The following is a 23,526-nucleotide window of genomic DNA, read 5'->3' on the forward strand; positions in this document are numbered from 1 at the left end:
TTGAATTCCCTGACTGCCTTGCCGGCATGCTCGCTGGCGGCCCGCGCCTGCGCGCTTGTCAGGGGCCAAACGTGCCCATGGCCAGAGGAATGGCCATGTGACAGAGAAAGGAGAAACACGGTGAACATTACACAGTTGAAAGCGGCCTTGCCGCGAGAATTGCTGGCGTCGGTTGTGGTTTTTTTGGTGGCCCTGCCCTTGTGCATGGGCATTGCGATCGCTTCGGGCATGCCACCTGCCAAAGGCCTGATAACCGGCATCATCGGCGGTATCGTGGTGGGCTTTCTGGCCGGTTCGCCACTGCAGGTCAGTGGCCCTGCTGCGGGCTTGGCCGTGCTGGTGTACGAACTGGTGCGCCAACACGGCGTGGCGATGCTCGGGCCGATCCTGCTGCTGGCGGGTTTGTTGCAATTGCTGGCCGGGCGCTTGCGCTTGGGCTGCTGGTTCCGCGTCACCGCCCCGGCGGTGGTGTACGGCATGCTGGCAGGTATCGGTGTGCTGATCGTGCTGTCACAAGTGCATGTGATGTTCGACACGGCGCCGCAGCCTTCGGGCTTGCAAAACCTTATCGGGTTCCCCGCTACAGTGGCTAGCGCCCTGCCCTTTGAGAGTGCCGGCAGCGGCTGGCAGGCCGGCCTGCTCGGTTTGGGGACCATCGCTGTGATGTGGGGTTGGGAACGCTTGCGGCCTCAGCGTTTGCGGTTTGTACCTGGGGCCTTGCTCGGTGTTGCGGGGATGACGCTGCTCAGCATGTGGCTGGCACTGCCCGTCAATCGTGTGCAGGTGCCGGCGGACTTGTCTGAGGCCATCGACTGGCTGCGCCCCGAAGATTTGCTGCAAATGGCTGACCCGACCTTGCTGGTGGCCGCCTTCGCACTGGCTTTCATTGCCAGTGCCGAAACCCTGTTGTCTGCCGCTGCGGTGGACCGCATGCACAGCGGTCAGCGCTCGGACTTCGACCGTGAACTCTCCGCGCAAGGGATCGGCAACATGCTGTGCGGTGTACTGGGCGCGCTGCCAATGACCGGAGTGATCGTACGCAGTTCGGCCAATGTGCAGGCAGGCGCGCAAACCCGTGCATCGGCGATTCTCCATGGCTTGTGGCTGTTGGCTTTCGTGGTGGTCTTGAGCAGTGTGCTGCAGCAGATCCCGGTGGCAAGCCTGGCGGGTGTGCTGGTTTACACCGGTATCAAGCTGGTGGACTTCAAGGCCTTTCGCGGGCTTGGCCGCTACGGTCGCATGCCTATGTTCACCTATGCAGCTACCGCGCTGGCGATCATCTTCACTGACCTGCTGACCGGTGTGCTGCTGGGCTTTGCCCTGACGCTGCTAAAGCTGGCACTCAAAGCAGCCCGCCTGAAGATCAACCTGCTCAGCCTGGACCGGCCGGGGCATATGGAGCTGCGGCTCACGGGCGCCGCCACCTTCCTCAAGGTGCCGGCACTGACCCAGGTGCTGGAAACGGTACCCCCTGGCACACAGCTGCACGTACCGCTGGCCAACCTGAGTTACATCGACCACTCGGTGCTGGAGTTACTGGAGGACTGGGGGCGTACTCAGCGCAGCGGTGGTTCACGCCTGATCATCGAGCCCCGTGGACTCAAGCGGCGTATCGAGGGGGGCTTGCGCACTGCGGCAGAGTGTTGAGGTCAGTCTTCCTCGACGACACGGATGGAGGGCGAACCGGGCCATGTACCATACAGGTTGATGGTCCGGCTGCCGCCAACCCACTGGCTGAGCGGTGTGGCCCAATGCCTTTTGAGTGTTTGATTGTCGCCCAGGTTGACGAATTCGGCGCTGAAGTCGAGATTTCTGGCACCGAGCGCAATGGTGAAGTTATGCGACAGGCCGCCGGGAATGGTAATCGGGCCAATCGTGGTGCGGCGTTCACCTGGCAGATCATATGCAACCGATACCTTGGTGATGTAGGTGGTGGCAGAGGTGGCCTTGCTGTCTACATGCAGTTGCAAGCTGCCAACTTTGCGCACCCAGATCGGAATGATCATCCTGTCGGGGCCAAAAGAGGCAAAGCTGTAGGCTACAGGCAGCGGGATGGTCGCAACCTGGCCATCTTGCGCAGGTAGCGTATGCGATTCCACTGAAGCGGTATCGCGGGTGGAAATGAACGTTGCCCCGCCTTTGCCTGAAATACCGTTTTCGCCCAGCAAGGTGTTCAGGCCGCTGGCCGAACCCGAAAGGGAGAATTTGGCATTCTTGCTCTTGGCCCCGGCATTCACGCCGCTATTGGCCAGAATGACGCTCGTTACCACGCCAAAACCCTCTGCAATCCTGCCATCGCTGGCCATACCGACCTTCTCGGCCTGTGCGTATAGCCAATCGTACTGGTCGTGGATCAGGGCCAGGTCACTCAGACGTTGCTCACCATGCAGGGCGAACTCCGAAGCGATCGACTCCTCTTTACCGAAGTTCCACTCCAGCGTCAGGTCTGGCTTGACCTGAGCCCCGGTGGCAGGGTCGATCACCGTCCCTGAAACATTGGCCTTGGTCTCCCTGCGTGATACGTCCTTGGAGCTGATGGCCCAGCGGCGCCCTTGCTGAACATTGGAAATCTGCACGGTGGGCAACGCTTCGTTGACCAAGGTGAAATCGCCGGAAGCCGGGTCGATGATGCCCACTGCACCGGGTTTGATGACCGGGTTGAGGGCCCAGTTGCCCCAAAGGGTGGAGCGGCTGCCGCGTAACAGGTCCGTGTAAAGCCTGTTCCATTTGATGCTCATGGTTTCTTCCTCGCCTTGTTAGGTCAATGCCTACCCGATACGGGCGGGGAAGAATCTATCCGTGCGCGGTACAGCCGATCAGTTGGAGCCTGTTCCCATGGGGCTGTGGGCAGCGGTCAGGCCGGTTGGCCCAGTTCGACACCCAGCTGGCGCGACAGGCATGGCCAGCGTTTCCAGGCCTCGCCAGTCTTCGGGCTGCTCAAGGTTTCCCGGTAGGCTTCTACTGATTCGGTAGCAAAGCTTTCCTCGTTCAGCATTTCATCCACCGAGTGGTGCACTACCTCATCGAGCTGGTTGGCGAAGGTCTCTCCGATCAGTTGATGGGCAATCAAGTTGGCCATGGTGGTATCGAATGGGATCAGTGGTTGCTGGAAGTGGCGGATATAAAGGTCGTTCACCTCCTCCACCAGACGGTGCGCCAGGTAGGCTTCATCCAGCAGACAGTCCAGGCCCACGTGCCCTTGCATCACGCTCGGCGGCTGCAGGAAATAGGCTTCGGCGATCTTCAGTACAGGTTTGATCTGCGACTCGATACCGGCCTCGAGCGCCACCGCGTGGGCAGCCTCCAGCAACTCCGGCACCTGGTCGATATAGGCGCTGACGAAGCGCGCCAATGTACCCTGTGCGTCCTGCTCAGGCAGTTGGATCGAGGGGTGCAGGTGGGGCAGTTGCAGCTCGAGACGCTCTTTCAGTTGGCCAGTATGGCGTTCGTGATCGTGGGCTTGGCTTATTTGCTCGCGTACAGCAGCGATGTTCATGACAACTCCAGGGACAATACGTTTCAAACGGAAGACACTAAATTAGCTCGGTATACAGAATACCTAAGACGCATTTGTTATAAATCGCGCAAACGTGTGCGCTGTTGGATATATGCAGATGCCACCATTATGCCACTTAGCGTCTAGAGCAGGCCTTGCAGGCGATTTCACGATTTCATGAAGATCATTTCACCTGCGTCGTTGCGTGCCATTGGTCGCTGTCTATACTCGGGTTGAACGTGATTCGCTGATGAGGCCCGACTGCTTTTCGCAGGGGCTCGGTCGTCGAAGCCAGGCAGTCTTGACCGCCGTTCCCTCTTGCCGCAGGCCACGCCTCCGGGACAACAAGAATTAGAAGGGGAACCCGCAATGATGCGACATCCACCAGTCTGGATGGGCCTCCTGTTGTGGTTGGTTTTAGGTCAGGCCAACGCCGCCTGGACCGTGAACATGGCGCCGGGGGCGACGGAAGTCTCCAACGCCGTGTTCGACCTGCACATGACCATCTTCTGGATCTGCGTGATCATCGGCGTCGTGGTGTTCGGCGCGATGTTCTGGTCCATGGTCATCCACCGCCGTTCCACCGGCCAGCAAGCTGCGCATTTTCACGAGCACACCTGGGTGGAAATCTTGTGGACCGTGGTCCCCTTGCTCATCCTGGTGGCCATGGCCATCCCCGCCACCAAGACCCTGATCGATATCTACGACGCCAGCGAATCGGACATTGATATCCAGGTTACGGGCTACCAGTGGAAATGGCACTACAAATACCTGGGCCAGGACGTGGAGTTCTTCAGCAACCTGGCCACTCCTGCCGACCAGATCCAGAACAAGGCGCCCAAGGACGAGCACTACCTGCTTGAGGTCGACCAGCCGCTGGTGCTGCCGGTGGGGGCGAAAGTGCGCTTTCTGGTGACGGCCGCCGACGTGATCCATTCCTGGTGGGTACCGGCTTTCGCGGTCAAGCGTGACGCCATCCCCGGCTTTGTCAACGAAGCCTGGACGCGTGTCGAAAAGCCCGGCATCTATCGCGGCCAATGCACCGAGCTGTGTGGCAAGGATCACGGTTTCATGCCGGTGGTGGTGGAGGTCAAATCCAAGGCCGACTACGACACCTGGCTCGGCGAGCGCAAGGCCGAAGCGGCCAAACTCAAGGAGCTGACCAGCAAGGAATGGACCCTTGAAGAGTTGGTCGCGCGCGGCGACAAGGTTTATCACACCACCTGCGTGGCCTGTCACCAGGCCGAAGGCCAGGGCTTGCCGCCGATGTTCCCGGCACTCAAGGGTTCGAAGATCGCCACCGGCCCCAAGGATGCCCACCTGAACATCGTCTTCCACGGCAAGCCCGGTACCTCCATGGCGGCCTTCGGCAAGCAGCTGTCTGAGGTCGATATCGCCGCCGTGGTCACTTACGAGCGCAACGCCTGGGGCAATGACAAAGGCGACATGGTCACACCGAAGGACGTGCTGGCGCTCAAGCAGGCACAAGCGCAATGAACCGGGTTACTCGCGGCAGTCAGTGGGCTGCAGGAGACAGGACATGAGTGCAGTGATCGACGACCACGCCCACGGCCATGAGCATGCCCACGGCCCGGCAAAGGGCCTGATGCGCTGGGTGCTGACCACCAACCACAAGGACATCGGCACGATGTACCTGTGGTTCAGCTTCATCATGTTCCTCCTTGGCGGCTCGTTCGCCATGGTGATACGCGCCGAACTGTTCCAGCCCGGGCTGCAGATCGTCGAGCCGGCATTTTTCAACCAGATGACCACCATGCACGGCCTGATCATGGTATTCGGCGCAGTGATGCCTGCCTTCGTCGGCTTGGCCAACTGGATGATCCCGCTGATGATCGGCGCGCCGGACATGGCCCTGCCGCGGATGAACAACTTCAGTTTCTGGCTGCTGCCGGCGGCGTTCCTGATGCTGGTATCGACCCTGTTCAGCCCTGGTGGTGGGCCGAACTTTGGCTGGACCTTCTACGCCCCGCTATCGACCACCTATGCCCCCGCAAGCGTGACCTTCTTCATCTTTGCCATCCACTTGATGGGTATCAGCTCGATCATGGGGGCCATCAACGTCATAGCCACCATTCTCAACCTGCGCGCACCGGGCATGACCCTGATGAAAATGCCGCTGTTCGTTTGGACCTGGCTGATCACGGCCTTCCTGCTGATCGCGGTGATGCCGGTGCTGGCCGGTGTGGTGACCATGATGCTGATGGATATCCACTTTGGCACCAGCTTCTTCAGTGCCGCCGGTGGCGGTGACCCGGTGCTGTTCCAGCATGTGTTCTGGTTCTTCGGCCACCCAGAGGTGTACATCATGATCCTGCCGGCCTTCGGCGCGGTCAGCTCGATCATCCCGGCGTTCTCACGCAAGCCGCTGTTCGGCTACACATCGATGGTTTATGCCACGGGTGCGATCGCATTCCTGTCGTTCATCGTCTGGGCGCACCACATGTTCGTGGTCGGTATCCCGGTGGTGGGTGAGTTGTTCTTCATGTACGCGACCATGCTCATTGCCGTGCCCACCGGGGTGAAGGTGTTCAACTGGGTCAGCACCATGTGGGAAGGCTCACTGACCTTCGAGACGCCGATGCTGTTCGCCATCGCCTTCGTCATATTGTTCACCATCGGTGGGTTCTCCGGGTTGATGCTGGCCATCGCGCCGGCAGACTTCCAGTACCACGACACGTACTTCGTGGTGGCGCACTTCCACTACGTGCTGGTGCCCGGGGCGATCTTCGGCATCTTCGCCTCGGCCTATTACTGGCTGCCGAAGTGGACCGGCCACATGTACGACGAAACCCTCGGCAAGTTGCATTTCTGGCTGTCATTCATCGGTATGAACCTGGCCTTCTTCCCCATGCACTTCGTTGGCCTGGCCGGCATGCCGCGGCGTATTCCTGACTACAACCTGCAGTTCGCCGACTTCAACATGGTGTCATCGGTCGGTGCGTTCATGTTTGGTGCCACGCAGATCTTCTTCCTGTTCATCGTCATCAAGTGCATTCGGGGCGGCGCGCCGGCCCCGGCCAAACCCTGGGATGGTGCAGAGGGGCTTGAGTGGTCGGTCCCTTCTCCGGCGCCGTATCACACCTTCCAGACGCCACCGGATGTGAAATAGGTAACCGCCCATGACCGGCCAACCGCTCAAACGTCTGGTGCTGCGCCTGTTGATGCTGACGGTGGTGATGTTCGCCTTCGGCTTTGCCCTGGTGCCGATCTACGACGTCATGTGCAGGGCCTTCGGCATCAATGGCAAGACCGGCGGGCAGTATGAGGGAAGCCAGGTCAGCGATCCGACGCGTTCGGTGCGGGTGCAGTTCATGTCGACCAATGCCGGCGACATGGTCTGGGACTTCTACGCCACTGCCGACCAGCTCGCGGTCAACCCGGGGGCCGTCAACCAGATGATCTTCGTGGCTCACAACACCACTGACCGGCCGATGAGCGCCCAGGCCGTACCCAGCATCACACCGGCCGAGGCCGCAGCGTATTTCCACAAGACCGAGTGCTTCTGCTTTACCCAGCAGGTGCTGCAGCCCGGCGAACGTATCGAGATGCCCGTGCGCTTCATCGTCGACCGGGACCTGCCGACCAGCGTGAAGCACCTGACACTGGCCTACACCTTGTTCGACATCACCGCTCGCCACCCGCCGGTCGCGCATGTCGCGCCCCAGGACGTTCAGGGCGCCCGTTAAGGGAAGGAGAACAGCAATGGCAAGTCATGAACACTACTACGTCCCTGCGCAGAGCAAGTGGCCGATCATTGCCACCATCGGCATGTTCATCACGGTGTACGGCCTTGGCACGTGGTTCAACGACCTCAAGGCTGGCCACCCCGACTCCCATGGGCCGCTGATTTTCTTCGTCGGTGCGCTGCTGCTGGCCTACATGCTGTTCGGCTGGTTCGGGGCGGTGGTTAAGGAAAGCCACGCCGGGCTGTATAGCGCGCAGCTGGACCGCTCGTTCCGCTGGGGCATGAGCTGGTTCATCTTCTCCGAGGTGATGTTCTTCCTGGCCTTCTTTGGCGCACTGTTCTACGTACGGGTACTGGCCGGGCCATGGCTCGGTGGTGAAGGCGACAAGGGGGTTGCACATATGCTGTGGCCCAGTTTCGAATTCACCTGGCCTCTGCTCAATACCCCGGACCCCAAGCTGTTCCCGCCGCCCAAGGACGTCATCGACCCCTGGCACCTGCCTTTGATCAACACCATTTTGCTGGTCAGTTCGAGCGTGACCATCACCATCGCCCATCATGCACTGCGACGTGACCACCGTGGGGCGCTGAAGCTCTGGATGGCGATCACCATCCTGCTGGGGCTGAGCTTCATCGCGCTGCAGGCCTACGAATACTTCGAGGCCTACACCAAGTTGGGCCTGACGCTAGGCTCGGGGATCTACGGCGCAACCTTCTTCATGCTCACAGGCTTCCACGGTGCCCACGTGACCTTGGGCACGATCATTTTGATCGTGATGTTCGTGCGTATCCTGCGTGGGCACTTCAACCCGGACAAACACTTCGGCTTCGAGGCGGCAAGCTGGTATTGGCACTTCGTCGATGTGGTGTGGGTCGGGCTGTTCATCTTTGTGTATGTGCTGTGAAGGGCGACGCAGCCCTTGTAGAAGCGGCCTTGTGTCGCGAAAGGGCCGCAGCGCGGACCCTGGATGTCGGCTCAAACGCATAAAGTGCCGGGGCTGCTCTGCACCCCTTTCGCGACACAAGTGGCGCAGAGAAGCTTAAAAAGGAGCGTGGGAGACCAACTGGCCACTGATGAGGCCATAAGCAACCAAGGCGATGGTCAGGCAGGCCAAGGTGACACGCACGGTCAGTGCCTTGAGCAGGCGGGTCGAGTTCTCATCGTCCTTGACCAGAAACACCAGGCCGCTAAACAGGCTGGCAATGGTGGCCAACAGCATCATGACAATCGCGGCCTTGAGCATGGCGTTTCTCCAGGGGGATGCGGTGATGTGGATAAGTATAGCGAGGCGCCCGTGAGGCCGTTTCGCCCGGGCTGGGTACCCACCCTGGTAGTGCTTGCGCTACTGCCGGGGTTGATTGCCCTTGGCTGCTGGCAATTGGGCCGAGCCGACGAAAAGCGCGCATTGCTGGCCAACCATGCCGAGCGCAGCGTCGACGCGCCGCTTTCCGCGGCCCAGTTGCAGTTGAGCAACGATACCGCCTTCCGCCGTGTGCACCTCTACGGCCGCTTCGATGCCGAGCACAGCGTGCTGCTGGACAATCGCATGCGCGACGGCCAGGCAGGCGTCGAGTTGCTGCAGCCCTTTCTCGACCAGCCCAGCGGCTTGTGGCTGTTGGTCAACCGCGGGTGGTTGCCCTGGCCCGACCGCCGCGTACCGGTGCCCTTCGACACCCCTGCGCAGGCTCTGGCCCTGGATGCCTCGGTATACGTAGCACCCGGCAGCACCTTTCAATTGCACCCCGACCCCGTTGGGGGCCAGTGGCCGCACCTGCTGACGGCCGTGAACCCTGCACAACTGTGGCAACAGCTCCAGCGCGAAGGATTTGCCCATGAACTGCGCCTGCAGCCCGGCCCGGCGGCTTACCGCCTGGACTGGCCAGTGGTGGCCATGGGGCCGGAGAAACACCTGGGCTATGCCGTGCAATGGTTCGCCCTGGCCACCGCACTGGTGCTGCTCTACCTCTACTTTGGCTGGCACAACAAAAAGGAGAACCGCAATGGCCGCCACCACCACTCCACTGGACATGCCTGAACGTCGCAAACCCAGAGCCCGCGGGCGTTTGCAGCTGATCCTGATTCTGCTGGTGGTGCTCGGCCCGATGATCCTGGCCACCAGCATGTACAAGCTCAAGTTCTGGGTGCCGGAAGGCCGAAGCTATCACGGTACGATGATCGGCAATGGCCAGAGCCGCAGCGAAATCGGCATCGCTGGCGAAGACGCACGTTGGCAACTGCTGGTCAGCGCCCCAGAAAGCTGTGCCGAAGACTGCCAGCGCCTGGTTTACCTGGCGCGGCAGATCCAAATTGGCCTTGGCCGGGACGCCAGCCGTGCCAGCCATGCCCTGGCCGCTGCCCAACCGTTGAGTGCCGACTACCAGGACTTGCTGGGGCGCGAGTACCCACAGCTGCAGCGTTATCCACTCGATACACAGCGCTACCTTCAGAAGGTAGGAAACCCCGCGCCGCAACTGTGGATCGTCGACCCCCACGGCAACCTGGTGCTGCGCTATGACGGCAAGGTCAGCGGCAAGCATGTACTGGATGACCTGCGTCACCTGCTCAAGCTGTCCAACATCGGCTAGGAGCCCTGCCATGGCCAGACCCGGATTCCGCCTCGCTGTGTTCGCCACCCTGCTGGCGCTGCTGGTCGTACTGCTCGGTGCCTATACCCGTCTGACCCATGCTGGCCTGGGCTGCCCCGACTGGCCTGGCTGCTATGGCTTCATCAGCGTGCCGAAAACCGACGCGCAGCTGGCCCATGCCGAGCTGCACTTCCCAGAGCACCCGGTGGAGGTCGCCAAGGGCTGGGCCGAGATGGTCCATCGTTACTTTGCCGGCACGCTTGCCTTGGTGATTGCCTTGCTCGCCTTCCAGGCCGTGCGCCGGCATTCGCGCGACGGCCAGCCCTACCGCCTGCCGGTGCTGTTGCTGGGCGTTGTACTGGCCCAGGCGGCATTCGGCATGTGGACAGTGACCCTCAAGCTGTGGCCGCAGGTCGTCACCGCACATCTGCTGGGTGGCTTTACTACCCTGGCCTTGTTGTTCCTCCTGTCGCTGCGTCTGTCACGGGCCTTTGCACCGTTGCCGAAATTACCGCTGAGCTTGCGGCGGATTGCTGCCTTGGCGCTGCTGGTGGTTATTGGCCAGATTGCCTTGGGCGGCTGGGTCAGTTCCAACTATGCGGCCGTTGCCTGCACAGACTTGCCGACCTGCCATGGCCAGTGGTGGCCGGCAGCGGACTTCAGCAACGGTTTCCACCTGACCCAGCACGTCGGCCCGAACTACCTGGGCGGGCAACTGGACAGCGATGCGCGCACGGCCATCCATATCAGCCACCGCCTGGGCGCGCTGCTGGTCACTGGTGTGCTGCTGATGCTCAGTTGGAAGCTGCACCGCTGTGGCTTGCCTGGGTTGGGGCGCCTGGTACTGCTGGTGCTGGCGCTGCAGGTAGGCCTGGGCATCAGCAATGTGCTGTTGCACCTGCCTCTGGCAGTGGCTGTGGCGCATAACGCAGGCGGCGCACTGTTGCTGCTGAGCATGGTGCTGGTCAACTACCGTATCCGCGTCGTCGACAAGGTGCGCGTGGGCCAAGGCTGGCGCCTGACGCCGGTGACAGGCGTGGGCGCGGCCCATCACTTGAGGACCGACTCGTGGCGACGCTTCTAAGTGCGCAGCGTGCAGGCTGGCGCGACTATCTGGAGCTGACCAAGCCCAAGGTGGTGGTGCTGATGCTGATCACCTCGCTGGTGGGCATGTTCCTGGCGACCCGTGCCGGGGTACCTTGGAGCGTGCTGCTGTTCGGCAACCTCGGCATTGCCCTGTGCGCGGGGGGCGCTGCGGCGGTCAACCATGTACTGGACCGACGCATCGATGCGCTGATGGCCCGCACCCACAAGCGGCCGCTGGCCGAGGGCCGGGTCGCGCCACTGCCGGCGTTGCTGTTCGCCCTCGCCCTGGCGCTGCTGGGCATGGCACTGTTGCTGATGTTCACCAACGCCCTTACCGCCTGGCTGACGCTTGCCTCCCTGCTCGGCTATGCGGTGCTTTATACCGGCTTTCTCAAGCGTGCGACGCCGCAGAACATCGTTATCGGTGGCCTCGCAGGCGCGGCGCCGCCGCTGCTCGGCTGGGTGGCAGTCAGTGGCCATGTCAGTGCCGAGCCTTTGCTGCTGGTGCTGATCATCTTCGCCTGGACGCCGCCACACTTCTGGGCCCTGGCCATTCACCGCAAGGAGGAGTACGCCAAGGCCGATATCCCGATGCTGCCGGTAACCCACGGCGAGCGCTACACCAAGCTGCACATCCTGCTCTACACCCTGATACTGCTGGCGGTGACCTTGCTGCCCTACGCCATCCACATGAGCGGCCCGCTGTATCTGGTCTGCGCCCTCGCCCTTGGCCTGCGCTTCCTGCAATGGGCCTGGGTGTTGTACCGTGGCAGCCGGCCGCACGCGGCGATCGGCACGTTCAAGTACTCTATCGGCTACCTGTTCGCGCTGTTCATTGCGTTGCTTGTTGACCACTACCTGTTGCTGAACCTATGACCCGAACCCAGAAAACCGTCTTCATCCTCGTTGCCCTGGTCGCGTTGATCATGGGCCTGACCGTCAACAAGGTGCTAAATGGCAGTGACCAGCCAAACCCCACCGAGCTGATCGACGCCGGCATCATCCTCCTGCCGCAGAGCCGCACGGTTGCCGACGTGACCATGACCAACCAGGACGGCCAGCCGGTGCAGCTGGACGATCTCAAGGGAAAATGGTCGCTGCTGTTCTTTGGCTATACCTATTGCCCGGATATCTGCCCCACCACCCTGGCCCAGTTGCGGCAGGTGAAGAGCGAGCTGTCCAAGGAAGCGGCCGACCGGCTGCAGGTGGTACTGGTGAGTGTCGATCCGAACCGCGACACGCCGAACCAGCTCAAGCAGTACCTGGGTTATTTCGACAAGGATTTCGTCGGCGTGGCGGGGTCGATCGAGGATACCCAGAAGCTGGCTAATGCCTTGAGCATTCCGTTCATTCCGGCGGATACCAGCAAGCCCGGATATACCGTGGATCATAGCGGTAACCTGGCGATTGTCGGGCCTGATGGGCGTCAGCGTGGGTTCATACGGGCGCCGTTCAACAACCAGAAGCTGGTGGCGCAGTTGCCGGGGCTTGTTAAGCGGGATTGAGATTGCTGGCCTGCTTTGCAGGCCATCGCGACACAAGGCCGCTCAACAAGGAACCGCGCTCTCCTGCAGGAGCGCGCGGTCCTGTTGCAAGACGGTATCAAGTCCCGGACTTGATCCTGGTCCAGGCCCGCGTCCTCGCCCGCTCTGCCTCACGCGTCAAAGGCTTGAGCGTATACAGCTTGGCCATCGCTTCGGCTGTCGGATACAGGTTGGGATTATTGCGAATCGCAGGGCTGACCTTTTCCGTCGCATCCTTGTTCGGGTTCGGGTAGCCGACAAAGTCGCTGATCGGGGCAATCACCTCTGGGCGCAGCAGGTAGTTGATGAACGTATGCGCATCCTCCGGGTTGGCGGCGCCCTTCGGAATCGCCAGCATGTCGAACCATATCGGCGCCCCCTCCTTGGGCAGGCGCATGTCCACCACCACACCGTTCTTCGCATCCCGGGCGCGGTTTGCTGCCTGGGAGAAACTACCGGAATAACCAACGGCAACGCAGATGTCACCGTTGGCGATATCTGCCATGTACTTGGAAGAGTGGAAGTAGGTGATGTAGGGGCGGATCTTCTGCAGCAGAGCTTCGGCTTGCTTGTAGTCATCCGGCTTGCTGCTGTTGGGGTCCAGCCCCAGGTATTGCAACGCCAGAGGCAGGATCTCTGATGGCGAGTCAAGCAGCGCTACGCCGCACTGCTTGAGTTTGGCGATGTTCTCTTCCTTGAAGAGCAGGTCCCAGCTGTCCACGGGAGCCGTGTCGCCAAGTACCGCCTTGACCTTGTCCGGGTTGAAGCCGATCAGCACCGTGCCGTACATGTAGGGCACGGCGAACTTGTTGCCCGGATCGTTGGCCTCGATGAGCTTCATCAGTGCCGGGTCCAAGTGTTGCCAGTTCGGCAGCTTGCTGCGGTCCAGTGGCTGGAACACCCCCGCCTCGATCTGCTTGGCGAGAAACACGTTGGACGGTACTACCACGTCGTAGCCGGAGTTGCCTGTTAGCAGCTTCGCTTCCAGGGCTTCGTTGGTGTCGAAGATGTCGTAGACCAGCTTGACGCCGCTGTCCTTCTGGAAACCGGTCAAGGTTTGCGGGGTGATGTAATCGAACCAGTTGTACACGCGCAAGGTGCGCTGTTCGGCTTGTGCCTGGAAGGCACCGGTGAACAGGGTGGTTGCTATGAGTGGGGCGAGCAGGCACTTAAGTCGGACCATTATCGGGCTCCTGGCTGGGCGAGCTGGAAACCTTCCAGCACATTGACCGCGTTGATACCGATTTCTTCCACTGCGTAGCCGCCTTCCATCACAAACAAGGTCGGCTTGCCGAGTTGGGCGATACGTTTGCCCATCTTCAGGTAGTCCGGGCTGTCCAGCTTGAACTGGGAGATAGGATCATCCTTGAAGGTATCCACGCCAAGAGAGATGACAAGGACGTCGGCGTCGTAGTCTGCGATGCGCTCGCAGGCGTCTTCCAGCGCGGCGCTCCAGGCGGCCCAGTCACTGCCCGCTGGCAGCGGATAGTTGATGTTGCAGCCTTCGCCCGCGCCTGCGCCGGTTTCGTCCGCGTAGCCGAGGAAGAACGGAAACTCGTCTTGCGGATCGCCGTGGATCGAGGCGAAGAACACGTCATCGCGCTGGTAGAAGATGTCCTGGGTGCCATTGCCATGGTGGTAGTCGACGTCAAGGATGGCCACCCTGGCCCTGCCTTGGTCGAGGAAGGCCTGGGCAGCGATCGCGGCGTTGTTCAGGTAGCAGTAACCTCCCATCACTTCGGCGGCGGCGTGATGCCCTGGTGGGCGGCACAGGGCGAAGGCGGCATGGGCGCCTTGCTCGATTGCAGCCTGGGCGGTGAGGGCAACCTGTGCTGCGCTGTAGGCGGCCTGCCATGTGCCTGCGGTGATGGGCGCGCCGGCATCGAAACTGTAGTAACCCAATTCGCCATGCAGGCCGGTGGGTTTGACTTGGCGCAAGGTGCGTGCCGGCCAGGTGAAGGGCAGCAGGTCGCCTTCCTGACCCAGCGCGGCCCAACGTGCCCAGGCGCCTTCGAAGAAGTCGAGATAGTCGGCGCTGTGGATGCGCTGCAGCGGTGCACGGCCAAAGTCGGTCGGGCCCTGGACATCACCGAGGTTGCGCTTTTTCACCTGCTCGAGCACATGGTCGGCGCGCGAAGGCATTTCGAAGCAGGGCATCAGCTTGCCGTCGATCAGCTCGCAGCGGCCGTGGTGCAGGCGGTGGTCATCGGAATAGATCGTCAGCATTGTTGTTCTCCGGTGGTTCTGGCGTTGGCCCATTTTCACGGGCTGCCGGGCGCGGGAGAACGACGCAAACGGCCAAAAGGGGATCGATGTGGCCAAGCTCGCTGGCCGTGATCAACCTCGGAAATGGCTGGGCGCCACACCGCTCCAACGCTGGAACGCATGCCGAAAGCTCGCCGTCTCACTGAACCCTAAGCGCTCGGCAATCCGGTATATCGGCATCTGGTCATCGGCCAGCAACTGCTTGGCTTGCTCGAATCGAAGCTCATCGAGCAGTTGTTGATAACTGCTGCCAAGCGCCTGCAGGTGCCGGCGCAAGGTGCGAGACGAACAGTTCATCTGCTGCGCCAAGCCCTCCAGGCCGGGGGCCGCGTCCAGTTGCTGCAGCAGTAATTGGCGTATCCGCCCCAGCCAGGCCTGGCGCCCGGTGAATTCAAGGTTCAGGCGCCGGCAGCGCTCGCTCATGGCTTTGTGGGTGATCGGGTCGGCGAGAGGTAGCGGGGTGTCCAGCCAGCGCCGCTCGAAAGCAAAGGCGTTGTCATGCGCGTCAAAGCCGAGCGGACAGGGGAAGGCACTGCTATAGCGCTTGTGGTAGGCAGGTCGGGCATGCCCGAAACGGGCGCCGAACAGGGGCAGTGGGCGGCCCAGAAGGTCGTCACAGATTACTTTCAGCGACACCAGGCAGAACTCGGCATTGAAAGCGGCCAGCGCCGGTAGGTCGCGATATTCATCAGCGCTAAGCCAGATACGCTGGCCATCGTCTATCAGGCGTAAGCGAAAGACTGTTCCCAGCAGTGCCGGATACTGCAAAGCCAGGCGCAAGGCGTCACCCAAAGTGGCACTGGAGAGCAGGGCGTAACCAAGCATGCCGTAGCACGACACATGCATGCGTCTGCCCAGCTCCAGGCCTATGTCTTCACGCCGTGCCACGGCGTTGGCGCATACCTGCAGCTCTTGCTGGGTAGTGATGCGCGCATCGGCATGGCCAAGGTCTGCCGGGCCTATACCGCTGCCAGCCAGCAGCGCAGCAGCCTCGCACCCCTGTTCCTGAAACAGGTTGAGGATCAGCGAAACCGCGTTGAGGGTGGTCAGGTGGCTGTGCAGCATGCTCGGTATTTCCGTGGGGCCGGGGGACATTACAGAGCAAGTTGTGTGCCGGGATTTCGCGGGCGAAAAAAAGGGCCCGGAGCGTGCGCTCGGGCCCTTGAAAGGTCGAGAGGTGTCTAGTCCCTCAAACCTGGTGAGACTGTTGCAGCAGCCGGGTTACGCCTTCAGCGGAACCAGACGTGGAGCGATCATGTTTTCCGGACGCAGGATGTCGTTGAGCATCACTTCGTCCAGCAGCTGTTCTTCGCGTACCAGTTCCAGCACGCCACGGCCGGTTTCCAAGGCTACGCGGGCAATACGGGTGGCATTTTCGTAGCCGATGTATGGGTTCAGGGCGGTGACCAGGCCGATCGAGTGCTCGACCAGTTCACGGCAACGCTGTTCGTTGGCGGTGATGCCCACGATGCAGTGCTCGCGCAGCATGTCCATGGCACGCTGGAGCAGGCGGATCGAGTCGAAGATCTTGTAGGCGATCAGCGGCTCCATCACGTTCAACTGCAGCTGGCCACCTTCGGCGGCGACGGTCAGTGCCAGATCGTTGCCCATGATGGCGAAGGCAACCTGGTTGACGGCCTCCGGGATGACCGGGTTGACCTTGCCTGGCATGATCGAGCTGCCTGGCTGGCGCGCTGGCAGGTTGATTTCGTTGATGCCGGTACGTGGGCCGCTGGACAGCAGGCGCAGGTCGTTGCAGATCTTCGACAGCTTCACCGCAGTACGCTTGAGCATGCCGGAGAACAGCACGAAGGCGCCCATGTCTGAGGTGGCTTCGATCAGGTCGGCAGCCGGTACCAGCGGCTGGCCGCTGATGGTCGCCAAGCGCTGTACGGCCAGGGCCTGGTAGCCAGGGTCGGCGTTGATGCCGGTGCCGATGGCGGTACCGCCCAGGTTGATTTCGGTCAGCAGTTCCGGGGCCAGCGAGCGCAGACGCTGCAGGTCTTCGGTCATGGTGGTGGCGAAGGCGCGGAATTCCTGGCCCAGGGTCATTGGCACGGCGTCCTGCAGCTGGGTACGACCCATCTTCAGTACGTGGTCGAACTCTTTACCTTTGGCAGCGAAGGCCTGGATCAGGCTGTCGAGGCTGGCCAGCAGCGCGTCGTGGCCCAGCAGCAGGCCCAGACGGATCGCGGTCGGGTAAGCGTCGTTGGTCGACTGCGCCATGTTCACATCGTTGTTCGGGTGCAGGTACTGGTACTCACCCTTCTGGTGGCCCATGGCCTCCAGCGCGACGTTGGCGATGACCTCGTTGGCGTTCATGTTGGTGGAAGTACCAGCGCCACCTTGAATCATGTCCACAACGAACTGGTCGTGGAAGTCACCGCGGATCAGGCGGGCGCAGGCCTCGCTGATGGCGGCGTGCTTGGCATCGCTCAGGTGCCCCAGCTCGCGGTTGGCGTCGGCAGCGGCCTGCTTGACCATGGCAAGTGCCACGACCAGCTTCGGGTAGTGCGACAGCGGAACACCGGAGAGATGGAAGTTGTTGGCAGCGCGCAGAGTCTGGATGCCGTAGTAGGCATCGGCAGGGACTTCAAGGGTACCAAGCAGATCTTTTTCGACGCGGAACGATGCAGCGGAGGACATGATGGATATCATCTCGATTTTGACCCGGCACATGCCGGAATGGCGCCAATCCTAGGCCTTAAGGGGATTTTGCGGCCAATGCTGTTGCACGCTAACCTATGCACAAACGGCATAGTGTTTGATGTGACGCCAATTGACATTCGAGCGTGTTCCATTTTGGTGCATGCCGGGAGATTCGCTTAGTGAACCTAGAAAGCAAATGGCTGGAAGACTTCAGTGCGCTGGCCGCCACCCGTAGTTTTTCCCAGGCAGCGGAGCGCCGTTTCGTCACCCAACCGGCCTTCAGCCGACGGATTCGTAGCCTTGAGGCGGCGCTTGGTCTGACGCTGGTGAATCGTTCCCGCACACCCATCGAGCTGACGGCGGCTGGTCAACTTTTTCTTGTTACAGCGCGGACAGTTGTCGACCAGTTGAGCGAAGTTCTACGCCATTTGCATCATCTTGAAGGTGGCCAGGGCGAGGTGATCCAGGTGGCGGCGGCGCACTCGCTGGCATCAGGCTTTTTCCCTCGCTGGGTTGCACAACTGCGCAACGATGGTTTGAACATCGCCACACGGCTGGTGGCGACCAACGTGGGGGATGCCGTGCACGCGCTGCGCGAAGGTGGCTGCGATCTGATGCTAGCTTTCTACGACCCGGATGCGGCGCTGCAGATGGACGCCGAAATCTTTCCCTCGCTGCACATGGGGACCACCGAAATGCTTCCCGTCTGCGCCGTGGGGGCCGATGGAAAGCCGATGTTCGACCTTGAGGGCGATGCCAGCGTGCCGTTGCTTGCTTACAGTGCGGGCGCCTTCCTTGGCCGCTCCGTGAGCCTGCTGCTGCGCCAACGCAATTTGCGCTACACCACGGTGTATGAGACAGCTATGGCCGACAGTTTGAAGAGCATGGCGTTGGAAGGCATGGGCGTTGCCTGGGTGCCCCGGCTTTCGATGCGTGGTGAACTGGAGCGTGGCGAGCTGGTGATCTGCGGAGGGGCCCAGTGGCATGTGCCCCTGGAAATCCGCTTGTATCGCTGTGCACTGGTGCGCAAGGCCAACGTGCGTCTGCTATGGCGCAAGCTCGAGTCCGCTGGAGCTCAAGGTGAAGGTTCAGCGTGAGTTGTATTTGAGGTAGTCGGCGATGTTCGCCCGGTTCTTGTCGCTGTACTGGTAGCAGTTCGATCGGGCCGGAATTCGGGGATGTGTGTAGGTTTCGCAGACCCACCCGTTGAACTTCAGTTCGGCGTCTTCATGCGTGGCTGAAAGCAGATGGCCGATTTCATGGGCGGCGCTACTGTAAGCGGCCAATGAAGCGATGGCGGTGTTCTGTTTGAAGTAGGCCAGGCCCGCATTGTAGTTCAGCCCGCTGTGGTCATAGCTGTTGCGCGTCATCAGCAGGTGTTTGTTCATGAGAGAGAAGGGATGGTTCGAGGTTAGTTCAAGCACTCCTTGGGTGAATGCCTCAAGAATCTGACTGGATGGCAGGCCTTGGTAATCAATATCGGTGATGCCCGGCACGTTGCGTCGCAAGATCAGTTCCGTGGGGTGGGCGGTGAAACTGCGCATCTCATCGATCCAGTGCTGAAAGTAATCGTTGTGCAATTGCTCGTCGCTGATGCTGGTCAGTTCGTCGTGAAGGTAAACGGTCACAACCAGCGACTTGGCCGCTACGGCGCAAGGCAGCTGCAGGGACAGCAGAAGGCTGAAAAAGAGCGTGAGGGTCTTGGGCATGGCGATTCTCCGGGTGGATTGAATTGGCGGCGCGATCGTCACCACCTGGAATGCCTTTCGGCAGTCGGAAAAAGTTGTCCCACGAGACAGCTTGCCCTTTGATCCGACATGTGCTTGTGGGGGTGGGCGGGCCGACTTGAAATACGCTACAATCCCGCGCCTTCGGCCGACCCGGTCGATTCAGAATCCGTATGACAAGCCACGCCGGTCCACCTGCGTGGCTTGTTGCTTTTAGCGCGCCAGAAGGCGCTTGCAGGAGAGGCTCGACGATGAGTGCACTGGTTGGCGTGATCATGGGCTCCAAGTCCGATTGGTCCACCCTTAGCCACACCGCCGATATGCTGGAAAAACTCGGCATTCCCTACGAAGTGAAGGTGGTTTCCGCCCACCGCACCCCGGATCTGCTGTTCCAGTACGCTGAAGAGGCCGAAGAGCGTGGCATCGAGGTGATCATCGCTGGCGCTGGTGGCGCTGCGCACCTGCCTGGCATGTGCGCTGCCAAGACCCACCTGCCGGTGCTGGGTGTGCCGGTACAGTCGTCGATGCTGTCGGGTGTCGACTCGCTGCTGTCGATCGTGCAGATGCCTGCCGGCGTGCCGGTTGCCACCCTGGCCATCGGCCGTGCCGGTGCGGTCAACGCCGCGCTGCTGTCGGCTAGCATTCTCGGTGCCAAATACCCGCAGTATCACGCGGCGCTCAAGCAGTTCCGCACCGAGCAGACCGACACTGTGCTGGACAATCCAGACCCACGTCAGGCTTGAGGCTGAACCCATGAAGATCGGTGTTATCGGTGGCGGCCAGCTGGGCCGCATGCTGGCTCTGGCGGGAACCCCGCTGGGCATGAACTTCGCCTTCCTCGACCCGGCGCCGGACGCCTGCGCTGCGCCACTTGGCGAACACCTGCGTGCCGACTACGGCGACCAGGACCACCTTCGCCAGCTGGCGGACGAAGTCGATCTGGTGACTTTCGAGTTCGAAAGCGTCCCGGCCGAGACCGTGGCCTTCCTCTCGCAGTTCGTCCCGGTGTACCCGAGCGCCGAAGCGCTGCGCATTGCCCGCGACCGCCTGTTCGAGAAGAGCATGTTCCGCGACCTGGGCATTCCTACCCCGGCCTTCGCCGATATTCTCTCGCAGGCCGACCTTGATGCGGCGGTGGCCAGTATCGGCCTTCCGGCTGTGCTCAAGACCCGGACCCTGGGTTACGACGGCAAGGGCCAAAAGGTACTGCGCACGCCTGAGGATGTGGTGGGTACTTTTGCCGAGCTGGGCAGCGTGCCGTGCCTGCTGGAAGGCTTCGTGCCGTTCACCGGCGAAGTGTCCTTGGTGGCCGTGCGAGCACGCGATGGCGAAACCCGCTTCTACCCGTTGGTGCATAACACCCACGAGAGCGGCATCCTGCGCCTGTCTGTGGCAAGCCAGGCGCACCCGCTGCAGGCCCTGGCCGAAGATTATGTCGGCCGTGTGCTCAAGCAGCTGGACTATGTGGGTGTGATGGCCTTCGAGTTCTTTGAAGTCGACGGTGGCCTCAAGGCCAACGAGATCGCGCCGCGTGTGCACAACTCCGGCCACTGGACCATCGAAGGTGCCGAGTGCAGCCAATTCGAAAACCACCTGCGCGCTGTTGCCGGCCTGCCGCTGGGTTCGACTGCCAAGGTCGGCGAGAGCGCCATGCTCAACTTCATCGGTGAGGTGCCGGCAGTAGACAAGGTCATTGCCATCGATGACTGCCACCTGCATCACTATGGCAAGGCCTTCAAGGCCGGGCGCAAGGTCGGTCACGCCACCCTGCGTTGCCAGGATATGGCCACCCTCGAGCGCAAGATTGCCGAAGTAGAGGCCTTGATCGGCAACTGATCGGGCATCTGATCGAACTTCTGCAAGCGGTTCGCCCTCTGAAATGGCAACAAGCCAAAGCGCTGTCTAGGCTTTGGCTTGCTCCATCTTCACTGCAGAGGGATTGCCATGGGCATCATTGGAACTATCTTCATCGGCCTCATCGTTGGCCTGCTGGCGCGCTTCATCAAGCCCGGCGACGACAGCATGGGCTGGATCATGACCATCCTGCTGGGTATCGCCGGCTCCTTGATCGCCACGTATGGCGGCCAGGCCTTGGGGATTTACCAGGCCGGGCAGGCAGCGGGCTTCTTCGGCGCGCTGGTCGGTGCCATCGTCCTGCTGGTGATCTTCGGATTCATCAAGAAACGCTGAATTCTGGTTAGAATGCCCGGCAATTCATCCGAGTTGCCGAGCATTTTCATGCGTGCCTTTTTTCTCATCCCCATGCTTCTGGCCAGCACCCTGGCCCATGCCGAACTGCCTGAAACCGACTGGCTCGAGCTCATGCCCAAGTCGGACCAGAAAGCCCTCGAACAGATGCCCGAGATCGACCACAACTCGCCGGAGGCGATGGGTACCTTTACCGACAAGGGCGGCTTGAAGCAAAGCAAGGGCCTGCCGGCGGTTATGTACTCGACCAAGACCGTGGCCGCCATGAACGGCAAAGAAATTCGTCTTGGCGGTTACCCCGTGCCGCTTGAAAGCGATGCCAAGGGCAACAGCACGCTGTTCTTCCTGGTGCCTTACCCGGGCGCCTGCATCCATGTACCGCCGCCGCCACCCAACCAGCTGGTGCTGGTGCGCTATCCGAAGGGCTTGAAGATCGATGACATCTACACGCCGTTGTGGGTCAGCGGGACGTTGAAGGTGGAAAAGGTCAGCAACGATCTGGCCGATGCGGCGTATGCTCTGGAAGCCGGGAAGGTGAGGGTGGTGGAGGACGCTGACCTGTGAAGGGGCTGCACCTGCAGGTATGCGCGATCTCCGTAGGAGCGGCCTTGTGTCGCGAAAGGACCGCACAGCGGTCCCAGGCAGTTGAATCAAAGCGCTTCGCTGCCAATTGCCACTTGCAGCGAATGGAACGCCCCAGGCTTCAACTCCACCACATCGTCCCAGACATTCGCCGTCTCGATGCACAGCATTCGCTGCCAGCCATCATCGGCCATGTCAGGCAATTCCTGGGCTCTGTCGGTCCATGGGTTCCAGATCACCGCTGAACGTGAACCGCTGCTGCTCAGGGTAATGCGCCGGTTCCAGTGCGGGTCGACAATGCCCAGTTGCGCAGGCGTATTCAGGTAGATGCGATCGGTCTCACCGGTGAACGTCAGCGCACCCTGCTGCTGGCGCTGTTCCCAGTCAGCCAGAGTCTCGATGTAGCCCAGCCCGTCGACACCCTCGACCCGCGCCTGACGCACATCGCTGACGGCAAAATAGCTGTGCAGGGCCTGGCTGATGGTGACAGGGGTATTGCCCCTGTTACGGCTGGTGAGGGTCAGTTCAAGCGCATCACCCATGACGATCAGCAGCTTCAGCTCCACATCATGTGGCCACTCCGGCAGGTCGCCCTGGGCCTCCGGCAGTTCGAATTCGATGCGCAGCGCGCTGGCTGCTTCTTCGATGCCCAGCAGTTGCCAGTCCCGTGTGCGGGCCAACCCATGGGCGGGAGCCTGTGTGCCACGGTACATGCCCTGGACGGATTCGGGGTTGCGCTGCAGGTTACCGAACCACGGCCAGCACACCGGCACACCTGCGCGCACCGACTTACCCTGACGGAACATGGCCTGGTCACTCAGCCACAGCAGCGGCGGCTCGCCAATGTGCTGGTAGCTGAGGATCTGCGCGCCCTGCTGGGCGATCAGTAGTTCGGCACGGTCGCTGGTGATACGCCAGCAGTTGAGTTCGCCGTGTTGCTCGGTTACAACCTGGAAGGTAGCCATTGCGCTCGTCTCATTGATTGCCTGTGGGCCTTCGACCCGGTGGCTTGCAATGAGTTTACCGCTCGTATGGCTTAGCGACGAGGCACCGAGCGGGTGCGGCCGCTGCCATCGATGGCGACGAAGACGAACACTGCTTCGGTAACCTTGCGCCATTCGCTGGACAGCGGGTCGTCGCTCCACACTTCGACCATCATCTGGATCGAGCTGCGGCCGATTTCCAGCGTCTGGGTATAGAACGACAGTTGTGCGCCCACGGCCACAGGCACCAGGAAGGCCATGCGGTCAATGGCCACTGTCGCCACCCGGCCACCCGCGACGCGGCTCGCCATGGCAGTGCCTGCCAGGTCCATCTGGGCGACCAGCCAGCCGCCAAAGATGTCGCCAAAACCGTTGGTTTCGCGGGGCAACGCAGTGATTTGCAGGGCCAGGTCGCCTTGCGGGATAGGATCTTCTTGTTCGAGCTCAATCATGCGGTGGGGCCTCTGACCCGTGACGCTTTCGTTGGTGTGGCGCAAAGGCCGAGTAAACGATTCAGCTTGAAACATACTACGCCGATTTCGTTTCGCTGGACGGCCGTAGGGAAATTCTGCGAAACCGCCTGACTTAAAAGACCGGCGTTTTCGCACAACATCCCACCGTGGCGGCAACGTTTTCCTACGAACGGGCAGTATATATAGCCAAACGCTCAGCGACGACCGTGCAGTCATGAATATCTGTATGGATTTTGTATCGC

The 23,526-nt window shown here is 61.3% G+C and carries 25 protein-coding genes; 15 read left to right on the forward strand and 10 right to left on the reverse strand.

What is annotated here, in order from left to right; translation table 11 throughout:
• Positions 1 to 120 precede the first annotated feature (120 nt).
• Positions 121 to 1,647: a SulP family inorganic anion transporter gene (locus JET17_RS00595; protein WP_012312071.1), complete on the forward strand. Its 1,527-nt coding sequence runs from the start codon at positions 121 to 123 to the stop codon at positions 1,645 to 1,647.
• 2 nt (positions 1,648 to 1,649) lie between these two features.
• On the opposite strand, the gene JET17_RS00600 is transcribed toward JET17_RS00595, so the two are convergent.
• Both JET17_RS00600 and JET17_RS00605 read right to left on the reverse strand, forming a co-directional pair.
• Positions 1,650 to 2,738, reverse strand: coding sequence for a hypothetical protein (locus JET17_RS00600; protein ID WP_012312072.1), 1,089 nt, complete (start codon positions 2,736 to 2,738; stop codon positions 1,650 to 1,652).
• Between the two features lie 116 nt (positions 2,739 to 2,854).
• Positions 2,855 to 3,496, reverse strand: coding sequence for a hypothetical protein (locus tag JET17_RS00605; RefSeq protein ID WP_012312073.1), 642 nt, complete (start codon positions 3,494 to 3,496; stop codon positions 2,855 to 2,857).
• Between the two features lie 369 nt (positions 3,497 to 3,865).
• On the opposite strand from JET17_RS00605, the gene coxB reads away from it, so the two are divergent.
• The 4 genes from coxB to JET17_RS00625 are packed head-to-tail and all read left to right on the forward strand — an operon-like array spanning position 3,866 to position 8,107.
• Complete coding sequence (gene coxB, locus JET17_RS00610; protein ID WP_012312074.1) at positions 3,866 to 4,993, forward strand: cytochrome c oxidase subunit II; 1,128 nt, start codon at positions 3,866 to 3,868, stop codon at positions 4,991 to 4,993.
• A gap of 43 nt (positions 4,994 to 5,036) precedes the next feature.
• A complete protein-coding gene (gene ctaD / locus JET17_RS00615; protein ID WP_012312075.1) occupies positions 5,037 to 6,626 on the forward strand; it encodes a cytochrome c oxidase subunit I in 1,590 nt (529 codons plus the stop codon).
• Positions 6,627 to 6,636: 10 nt separating this feature from the next.
• Positions 6,637 to 7,203: a cytochrome c oxidase assembly protein gene (locus JET17_RS00620; RefSeq protein WP_012312076.1), complete on the forward strand. Its 567-nt coding sequence runs from the start codon at positions 6,637 to 6,639 to the stop codon at positions 7,201 to 7,203.
• A gap of 16 nt (positions 7,204 to 7,219) precedes the next feature.
• Positions 7,220 to 8,107 carry a cytochrome c oxidase subunit 3 gene (locus JET17_RS00625; RefSeq protein ID WP_012312077.1) on the forward strand — a complete coding sequence of 296 codons (888 nt, stop codon included), beginning with the start codon at positions 7,220 to 7,222 and terminating at the stop codon, positions 8,105 to 8,107.
• A 135-nt stretch (positions 8,108 to 8,242) separates the two neighbouring features.
• Here JET17_RS00625 and JET17_RS00630 read toward each other — a convergent pair whose 3' ends face one another.
• Complete coding sequence (locus tag JET17_RS00630) at positions 8,243 to 8,446, reverse strand: twin transmembrane helix small protein (protein ID WP_012312078.1); 204 nt, start codon at positions 8,444 to 8,446, stop codon at positions 8,243 to 8,245.
• 51 nt (positions 8,447 to 8,497) lie between these two features.
• Here JET17_RS00630 and JET17_RS00635 point away from each other — a divergent pair, with 51 nt between their 5' ends.
• Genes JET17_RS00635 through JET17_RS00655 form a run of 5 tightly spaced genes read left to right on the forward strand, consistent with a single transcriptional unit; the run spans position 8,498 to position 12,379 of the window.
• Positions 8,498 to 9,238 carry an SURF1 family protein gene (locus tag JET17_RS00635; protein ID WP_042111038.1) on the forward strand — a complete coding sequence of 247 codons (741 nt, stop codon included), beginning with the start codon at positions 8,498 to 8,500 and terminating at the stop codon, positions 9,236 to 9,238.
• Positions 9,204 to 9,788: a hypothetical protein gene (locus JET17_RS00640; protein ID WP_012312080.1), complete on the forward strand. Its 585-nt coding sequence runs from the start codon at positions 9,204 to 9,206 to the stop codon at positions 9,786 to 9,788. Before JET17_RS00635 ends, JET17_RS00640 begins: the two co-directional genes overlap by 35 nt.
• Positions 9,789 to 9,798: 10 nt before the next feature.
• Complete coding sequence (locus JET17_RS00645) at positions 9,799 to 10,872, forward strand: COX15/CtaA family protein (protein WP_012312081.1); 1,074 nt, start codon at positions 9,799 to 9,801, stop codon at positions 10,870 to 10,872.
• Entirely contained in the window at positions 10,857 to 11,750 is an 894-nt protein-coding gene (gene cyoE, locus JET17_RS00650; protein ID WP_012312082.1) for a heme o synthase, read from the forward strand. Before JET17_RS00645 ends, cyoE begins: the two co-directional genes overlap by 16 nt.
• On the forward strand, positions 11,747 to 12,379 hold the full coding sequence (locus JET17_RS00655) for an SCO family protein (RefSeq protein ID WP_012312083.1): 633 nt from the start codon (positions 11,747 to 11,749) through the stop codon (positions 12,377 to 12,379). Before cyoE ends, JET17_RS00655 begins: the two co-directional genes overlap by 4 nt.
• A gap of 97 nt (positions 12,380 to 12,476) precedes the next feature.
• Here JET17_RS00655 and JET17_RS00660 read toward each other — a convergent pair whose 3' ends face one another.
• From JET17_RS00660 to aspA, 4 genes are all read right to left on the reverse strand, one after another.
• Positions 12,477 to 13,580 (reverse strand): polyamine ABC transporter substrate-binding protein, encoded by a 1,104-nt coding sequence (locus tag JET17_RS00660; RefSeq protein WP_012312084.1) that lies wholly within the window; start codon positions 13,578 to 13,580, stop codon positions 12,477 to 12,479.
• The gene (locus JET17_RS00665) at positions 13,580 to 14,623 is read right to left on the reverse strand and encodes a histone deacetylase family protein (RefSeq protein ID WP_012312085.1); all 1,044 of its coding nucleotides are present in this window, start codon (positions 14,621 to 14,623) and stop codon (positions 13,580 to 13,582) included. The genes JET17_RS00660 and JET17_RS00665 overlap by 1 nt, the downstream gene beginning before the upstream one ends.
• A gap of 111 nt (positions 14,624 to 14,734) precedes the next feature.
• Positions 14,735 to 15,727 carry an AraC family transcriptional regulator gene (locus tag JET17_RS00670; protein ID WP_012312086.1) on the reverse strand — a complete coding sequence of 331 codons (993 nt, stop codon included), beginning with the start codon at positions 15,725 to 15,727 and terminating at the stop codon, positions 14,735 to 14,737.
• Between the two features lie 156 nt (positions 15,728 to 15,883).
• Positions 15,884 to 17,308, reverse strand: a complete 1,425-nt coding sequence (gene aspA / locus JET17_RS00675) for an aspartate ammonia-lyase (RefSeq protein ID WP_042111854.1) — start codon at positions 17,306 to 17,308, stop codon at positions 15,884 to 15,886.
• A gap of 182 nt (positions 17,309 to 17,490) precedes the next feature.
• On the opposite strand from aspA, the gene JET17_RS00680 reads away from it, so the two are divergent.
• Positions 17,491 to 18,408, forward strand: coding sequence for a LysR substrate-binding domain-containing protein (locus JET17_RS00680; protein ID WP_012312088.1), 918 nt, complete (start codon positions 17,491 to 17,493; stop codon positions 18,406 to 18,408).
• On the opposite strand, the gene JET17_RS00685 is transcribed toward JET17_RS00680, so the two are convergent.
• Positions 18,400 to 19,020 (reverse strand): hypothetical protein, encoded by a 621-nt coding sequence (locus tag JET17_RS00685; protein WP_012312089.1) that lies wholly within the window; start codon positions 19,018 to 19,020, stop codon positions 18,400 to 18,402. The two genes, JET17_RS00680 and JET17_RS00685, sit on opposite strands and share 9 nt — an antisense overlap.
• 269 nt (positions 19,021 to 19,289) lie before the next feature.
• Here JET17_RS00685 and purE point away from each other — a divergent pair, with 269 nt between their 5' ends.
• From purE to JET17_RS00705, 4 genes are all read left to right on the forward strand, one after another.
• Positions 19,290 to 19,781, forward strand: a complete 492-nt coding sequence (gene purE, locus JET17_RS00690) for a 5-(carboxyamino)imidazole ribonucleotide mutase (protein WP_012312090.1) — start codon at positions 19,290 to 19,292, stop codon at positions 19,779 to 19,781.
• Between the two features lie 10 nt (positions 19,782 to 19,791).
• The gene (locus JET17_RS00695) at positions 19,792 to 20,874 is read left to right on the forward strand and encodes a 5-(carboxyamino)imidazole ribonucleotide synthase (protein WP_012312091.1); all 1,083 of its coding nucleotides are present in this window, start codon (positions 19,792 to 19,794) and stop codon (positions 20,872 to 20,874) included.
• Positions 20,875 to 20,982: 108 nt separating this feature from the next.
• The gene (locus tag JET17_RS00700) at positions 20,983 to 21,228 is read left to right on the forward strand and encodes a GlsB/YeaQ/YmgE family stress response membrane protein (RefSeq protein ID WP_012312092.1); all 246 of its coding nucleotides are present in this window, start codon (positions 20,983 to 20,985) and stop codon (positions 21,226 to 21,228) included.
• Between the two features lie 48 nt (positions 21,229 to 21,276).
• Positions 21,277 to 21,810, forward strand: coding sequence for a DUF3299 domain-containing protein (locus JET17_RS00705; protein ID WP_012312093.1), 534 nt, complete (start codon positions 21,277 to 21,279; stop codon positions 21,808 to 21,810).
• 86 nt (positions 21,811 to 21,896) lie between these two features.
• Here JET17_RS00705 and JET17_RS00710 read toward each other — a convergent pair whose 3' ends face one another.
• Positions 21,897 to 22,793 (reverse strand): D-hexose-6-phosphate mutarotase, encoded by an 897-nt coding sequence (locus JET17_RS00710; RefSeq protein ID WP_012312094.1) that lies wholly within the window; start codon positions 22,791 to 22,793, stop codon positions 21,897 to 21,899.
• A 71-nt stretch (positions 22,794 to 22,864) separates the two neighbouring features.
• On the reverse strand, positions 22,865 to 23,263 hold the full coding sequence (locus tag JET17_RS00715) for an acyl-CoA thioesterase (RefSeq protein WP_003253317.1): 399 nt from the start codon (positions 23,261 to 23,263) through the stop codon (positions 22,865 to 22,867).
• Between the last annotated feature and the right edge of the window lie 263 nt (positions 23,264 to 23,526).

Source organism: Pseudomonas putida (assembly GCF_016406145.1).
Classification (GTDB): Bacteria; Pseudomonadota; Gammaproteobacteria; order Pseudomonadales; family Pseudomonadaceae; genus Aquipseudomonas; species Aquipseudomonas putida_E.